Origin of the sequence: Brevibacterium aurantiacum (assembly GCF_007558825.1) — a bacterium.
Taxonomy (GTDB): domain Bacteria; phylum Actinomycetota; class Actinomycetes; order Actinomycetales; family Brevibacteriaceae; genus Brevibacterium; species Brevibacterium aurantiacum_A.
The window spans coordinates 1-5,694 of record NZ_VLTK01000033.1; the positions used below are offsets into that span (position 1 = coordinate 1).

The 5,694-nt window shown below is 58.0% G+C and carries 6 protein-coding genes; 2 read left to right on the top strand and 4 right to left on the bottom strand.

Annotated features, from left to right (window positions below):
- Nucleotides 1–138: 138 nt before the first annotated feature.
- Genes FO013_RS22015 through FO013_RS22030 form a run of 4 tightly spaced genes read right to left on the bottom strand, consistent with a single transcriptional unit; the run spans nucleotide 139 to nucleotide 4,099 of the window.
- The gene (locus FO013_RS22015; RefSeq protein WP_143924706.1) at nucleotides 139–942 is read right to left on the bottom strand and encodes an ABC transporter permease; all 804 of its coding nucleotides are present in this window, start codon (nucleotides 940–942) and stop codon (nucleotides 139–141) included.
- Nucleotides 943–950: 8 nt separating this feature from the next.
- Nucleotides 951–1,850, bottom strand: a complete 900-nt coding sequence (locus FO013_RS22020; RefSeq protein ID WP_143924707.1) for an ABC transporter permease — start codon at nucleotides 1,848–1,850, stop codon at nucleotides 951–953.
- A gap of 6 nt (nucleotides 1,851–1,856) precedes the next feature.
- Nucleotides 1,857–3,041 carry an ABC transporter substrate-binding protein gene (locus FO013_RS22025; RefSeq protein WP_143924708.1) on the bottom strand — a complete coding sequence of 395 codons (1,185 nt, stop codon included), beginning with the start codon at nucleotides 3,039–3,041 and terminating at the stop codon, nucleotides 1,857–1,859.
- Nucleotides 3,042–3,055: 14 nt separating this feature from the next.
- Nucleotides 3,056–4,099 carry an ABC transporter ATP-binding protein gene (locus FO013_RS22030; RefSeq protein ID WP_260848332.1) on the bottom strand — a complete coding sequence of 348 codons (1,044 nt, stop codon included), beginning with the start codon at nucleotides 4,097–4,099 and terminating at the stop codon, nucleotides 3,056–3,058.
- A gap of 99 nt (nucleotides 4,100–4,198) precedes the next feature.
- On the opposite strand from FO013_RS22030, the gene FO013_RS22035 reads away from it, so the two are divergent.
- Together FO013_RS22035 and FO013_RS22040 are read left to right on the top strand one after the other, a co-directional pair.
- On the top strand, nucleotides 4,199–4,972 hold the full coding sequence (locus FO013_RS22035) for a winged helix-turn-helix domain-containing protein (protein WP_186293276.1): 774 nt from the start codon (nucleotides 4,199–4,201) through the stop codon (nucleotides 4,970–4,972).
- Between the two features lie 13 nt (nucleotides 4,973–4,985).
- Complete coding sequence (locus FO013_RS22040; RefSeq protein ID WP_143924711.1) at nucleotides 4,986–5,648, top strand: cache domain-containing protein; 663 nt, start codon at nucleotides 4,986–4,988, stop codon at nucleotides 5,646–5,648.
- Nucleotides 5,649–5,694: the final 46 nt, after the last annotated feature.

Consider the following 5,694-nt stretch of genomic DNA (forward strand, 5'->3'; position numbering starts at 1 on the left):
CCCGAGGTCTCAGAATTTCGGCACGTCCGCGATCAGCGTGCCCGTGTACTTCTGCTTCGGGGTCTCCCCCACCAACACGGCTACATGTGAACCAGGAGGCGATGCCTTCTGGTCGAGGCAATGGCTACCTTCGAGTGTTTACGCCGCTCCTGTTGCAGCTTTTCCTCCAATGCGGTTCGCCAACATGATCGGAATGATCGAGACGATGACGAGGAAGGTCGCAATGACGTTGACGATCGGAGCCTGGCCTGGCCGGAACATGTTGTCGAAGATCCATATCGGCAGGGTCTGCACGCCGGTGCCGGCAGTGAACTGCGTGACGATGATTTCATCGAATGACAGCCCGAACGCGAGCAGACCACCGGCGAGCAGAGCACTTCTCAACTGGGGGAAGGTCACCAGGCGGAACGTGGTGAAAGAATCAGCCCCGAGGTCCATCGCCGCATCGCGCAGATCTCCGGAGAGCCGACGCATTCGAGCGAACACATTGTTGTAGATGGTCACAATGCAGAACGTCGCGTGCGCCGTGATCACAGTGAGCAGACCAAGCTTCCACCCCAGCATTGTCGTGAACGCATTATTCAAAGCGATACCGGTGATGATCCCGGGCAGAGCGATCGGCAGGACGATCAGCAAATTCACGCTTTCTTTGCCGAAGAAATCGAACCTGTCGAGGGCCAGGGAAGCCAGGGTGCCCAGGATGAGCGCGATCACTGTCGCACACGCAGCCACTAGGAGGCTCGTTCCCAAAGCCGACAGCGCACCTCGGTCGCTGAATGCCCGGATCCACCATTCGAAGGTGAATGACTGCGGTGGCCAACCCAGCGATTGGCTGGAGTTGAAGGAGTTGATGACGACGATGAGCAGAGGAACATAGACAAAGGCCAGGACCGCACAGACGATGACGCTGAGAACGGCTTTGACCGGTAGAGGAATTCTCATGGAGTGTCCTAAAGATTCTTCAGTGCGCCGGTACGGCGAACAGCGGTCAGATAGATCAGGATGACCGCAATCGGAATGAACGCCGTGGCCGCGGCCAAAGGCATATTGCCACCGGTTCCGACGTTGGAGTAGATCAAGGTTCCCAGAAGCTGCTGCGAACCGCCGACGATCTGCACGGCGATGTAGTCACCCAGAGTCAGCGAGAACGAGAAGATCGACCCGGCGATGACCGATGGCCACACCAAGGGGATGATCACCGCAGTGAATGTCTTCCACCCCTTTGCCCCCAGGTCACCGGCTGCTTCAATGAGGCTGTTCGGGATCCGTTCGAATCCGGAGTACACCGGCATCACGACATAGGGCAGCCAGATATAGGACATGGTGATGATGGTGGCCGCGATTCCCAGTCCGGGTGAGGCTCCGATCGAGTCGAGCAGACCGTGCGGCGAGACGATTGTGCGCCAGGCATAGGCCTTGACCAGGTACGCGGCCCACAGCGGCATGAGGAACGCGACAACCAGCGCGCCTCGCAGCCGTGGGCCGGCAACCTTCGACATGAAGTACCCGACGGGCAGGGCGATGAGCACGTCGATGACCGTCACCGAGACTGCGATGAGGAGGGTACGCACCGTCACCGCCCTGTACAGTGCCTCGGTGAAGACTGCTTGGAAGTTGCTCAATGTCCAGTTCTGGACGACTTGACCAGTGAAGCTGTCGGTGGACCAGAACGCTGTGACGAGCAGCAGGAGCAGCGCAATGATGTAGATGAGAATGAGCCAGGCCAGTGGAGCCGCGAGAAGCACGGTCAGCGACAACCGTTGGTGCGAGCCGAAGAAGCTCGATAGGCGTCGCCCCGCGGTTCTCGGCGGAGGTTGAATTCGGCTGTCTGTATTACTGGACTGGCTCATTCTTGATCATCCCTTGATCTGCTGCCACGCTTTGGTCCACGCGGCGTAATCTGTGCATTTGACGTCGGTTCGCCCGTCAAGGCACTCACTGATTGGTGTCGTCCAATACCAGATGCCCTCGGCGTACTTTTCGTCTCCGGCATGGTAGGTATCGCAGAAGTTCGGATCTTCGGCTTCTTTGCAAGCACCTGGGTTGTTCGGAGCTTCGCCGAAGTACTCAGTTGCCGCTGCCGAACCCTTGGCGCTGGACATGTAGTCGAGCCACTTGTACGAACAGGTGGTGTGCTCGGAATCCGCCGAGACCATCCAGGTATCGCTCCAACCGGTGGTCCCCTCATCGGGGATGACGGAACCGAACTTCTTCGGGTCGAGCTCGTTCATCGTCACCTGCCATCCGGTGCCAGCCACAATCGAGCCGTTTTCGAAGCCCTGCAGAGACTTCAGGTAATCCGACCAGTACTCCGCCACATTCGGACTCTGCTTCTTCAGCAGCTCGACGGCCGCTTCCAGTTGCTTCTCATCAAGCGAGTACGGGTTCTTGATTCCCAGCTCCGGATTGTGATCCATCAGGTAGACTGCGGCATCAGCGATGTAGATCGGCGAATCATAGGCTGTCACTTTGCCCTTATGCTCGTCGGACTTGTCGAAGACGACGTCCCACGAGGTCGGGGCCTTCTTGAATTCCTTCTTGTTGTACATCAGAAGGTTCGCCCCATATCCGTGCGGGACTCCGTAGCTTTTGCCATCAAGTGAGTTCCAGTCACGGTTCTTCAGGAAGTCGTAGACATTCTTGTAATTGGGGACGAGATCATTGTTGATCGGCTGTACGTCGTCCGCGGCGATGAGTCGCAGAGAAAGGTCCCCGGAGGCCGCGACAACATCGATCCCACCCTGCTTCATGAGGTTGAACGCTTCATCGCTCGTACCGTAGGTCTGGGATTTCACATTGCAGCCGGTTTCCTTTTCGAAAGGAGTCACCCAATCCGCATCGGGATCATTCGACCCATCCTCCACATACCCCGGCCACGCCAGGAGCGAGACCTCGCCCTCGGCCTCGCCGAGTTCCTTCAGCTCCGTGGCCCCGGAATCAGATTTCTCACCTGAGGATGTTCCGCAACCGCTCATCCCGAACGTCAATGCCAGCGCCGCAATGAGGGCCGCGCCTCCTTTGGCGCGCTTTGTCAGTGTCATCTTCACTGTTCTCCTTAATCAAGTGCGACGTGTGCCGCTGATTGTTCGTCCGCCCGGAGTCTCCGAACGTCAGATTCATTGAAATCGAGGCTCACCTGCTCGCCGAGGCTGCGGTTGGGAGAGTCGGCAGGTTCGAGGACAGACACTTCGATGTCGTCGACATCGATGATCGTCCGATGGTTCGCGCCGATGAACATCCGATTGCGTACAGTTCCAGTCAGCCGCCCAGCATGCTCATCTCCTGCCGATGAGACGCGTAGATTCTCCGGTCGGATCGTGTACATTCCGTTCATTCCCAGCAACCGCAGGGAGTGCTCTTCGTCGAAGAGGTTTGATGTTCCGACGAATGATGCGACGAATTCCGTCGCTGGTGCACGGTAGAGGTTCTCCGGTGTATCGACCTGCTGGATCTTCCCGTCACTGAAGACCGCGATTCGGTCAGAGAGGGTCAGGGCCTCTTCCTGATCATGGGTGACGAAGACGAAGGTGATGCCGAGGTTGCGCTGCAGATCCTTGAGCTCGACCTGCATCTGCTCGCGCAGCTTCTTGTCCAAGGCGCCCAAGGGTTCATCCAGCAGGAGCACCTTCGGATCCACGACAATGGCACGGGCGAGGGCAACACGCTGCCGTTGTCCGCCGGAGAGCTCACTTGGCCTGCGGCGTTCAAACGCGCCCAGTCTCATCCGATCGAGTGCTTCTCGCGCCAGTTGGCGGCGACGAGATTTGGCCACCTTGCGGATGCGCAGACCGAATTCGACGTTCTCGATCACATTGAGATGCGGAAAGAGCGCATAGTCCTGGAACACGGTGTTGACGTCGCGGTCGTAGGACGCGAGGCGTTGGACCGGCTTACCGGAGAGCTCGATCGTGCCGGCTGTCGGTTCATCGAAACCAGCGATCAGGCGCAGCACCGTGGTCTTACCGGAGCCGGATGGACCGAGCATCGAGAAGAACTCTCCCTCAGTGATATCCAGATTGACTCCATCGACTGCGGCGACATCACCAAACCGCCGCTCAACACCCCGGAGGGAGATCGCGGTTGCCGCGGTTTCTGTCATGATGCGCTCCTCAAACCAGGTGATTGTGTCGTAAATCATATAAACACATGAAACCATATGTTTCAAGGTTTTATCAGCTTCCACTCGGATACTGGACATATGGAAGATAGCCGTACACATTCTTCGGTCACTGCGGCCATCTATGCCCCGATCGGAGAGAAAGCGCTGGTTTCCAGGATCCGGCAGCGTCTCGAAGATGCCATTGCGACGGGAGTTCTCGCCCCAGGCGACCGACTCCCCGGGGAGTCGGCTCTGGCATCGAGGTTCCGAGTCTCACTCGTCACCGTCAGGGAGGCCCTACAGCATCTGCGGGCCACCGATCTCATCTATACCAAGCAGGGACGCGGCGGTGGCAGCTTCGTCGCTGTCGATTCCAGCCACGCACATGCCTTACTGGAACGACGAATCGCCGCGCTCTCCCGTGCAGAGATCACCGATCTTGCAACCTATTACCGAACTATCGTCGATGGTGTGCTGCGGACGATCTCCGCCATGGGTCTCGAACAGAACCTGGGCGCCGTGCGCGAGACCTTTCTTCGTTCAGATCCCAGCGACGGCGCTGAAGCTCGGTCAGTTCAAGGTGGTTTGGATCTTCGGCTGGCAGGTGAGTCCCAATCAGTTCGTCTGGTTCACGAACAGATCCGAATCCAGAATGATTTCGGGGCACTTCTGTGGATCGGATTGGACGACCCAGATCTGCGAAATTCCATCCGCACGCTCAATGAGACAATGCTCAATGAGATGATCTCAGGTGACACGGACGCTGCGATCCAGGCCCGTGAGGAAGCTGTTACCATCTCACTCAGATGGCTGTTGTCCAGACGCAATGACGCACAAAGGCACGAACGTGAGAACAATCAGCAAAACGCCTGAAATGACAAGGCTGGTGGATGTTATCAGCGCTTGGCAGGCTCAAGTTCCAGAGACGATCGAGAGGGTATCGGGAGTCGCAATTGAATCGCTCTCGACCGCTCCTCGATCGCTGGAGGCTCGGCTGGAGGAGGTCGTCTTCGACGCGCTCAACTCCACGAGCAAATTCGCCGGCGCAGGAATAGTCAGCGTCCACCCTGCTGTGCTTGACCAATCTCGGTCGCTGCTGTGGTGGGTCACTCAACGCGAGAACGGTCGTGTGGAGCCCCTGCCTCTTGACGCCGATCTCACCGAGCTCGGCACATATCAGGCCGGCCTTGAGGACATCGAATGGTACCGAGTACCGGCAACGACGAGACGTCCGCACATGACCGGCCCCTTCGTTGACTACATGTGCACGGACCAGTTCGCATTCACCTTCACCGTCCCACTGGAGATATCCGGCGACTTCTATGGGGTCGCGGGAATCGATATGACGGTCCGCAGCCTCGAGGAAGAAATCGAATCACTCCTCGAAGATGTCAGCGATGAGGCGATCTTGTTGTCCAACAACGACTTGGTCGCCATCAGCCTCGACCCACGGTTTGCCACGGGCAGCAGGCTGAAGCCCCCTCAACTCGAATCGTATGTGCTCACACCCGTACCCGGAACTTTCCTCTCCATCGCGGCCCCTCGCTGAGCCTTCTTACACACAGCTGAACAACTCACCTCGGGCAGAGCACATC

Bases quoted from the DNA above. Each gene is read 5' to 3' on its own strand.
- FO013_RS22015 (WP_143924706.1), bottom strand. From the start codon at position 942: ATGAGAATTCCTCTACCGGTCAAAGCCGTTCTCAGCGTCATCGTCTGT.
- FO013_RS22020 (WP_143924707.1), bottom strand. From the start codon at position 1,850: ATGAGCCAGTCCAGTAATACAGACAGCCGAATTCAACCTCCGCCGAGA.
- FO013_RS22025 (WP_143924708.1), bottom strand. From the start codon at position 3,041: ATGACACTGACAAAGCGCGCCAAAGGAGGCGCGGCCCTCATTGCGGCG.
- FO013_RS22030 (WP_260848332.1), bottom strand. From the start codon at position 4,099: ATGACAGAAACCGCGGCAACCGCGATCTCCCTCCGGGGTGTTGAGCGG.
- FO013_RS22035 (WP_186293276.1), top strand. From the start codon at position 4,199: ATGGAAGATAGCCGTACACATTCTTCGGTCACTGCGGCCATCTATGCC.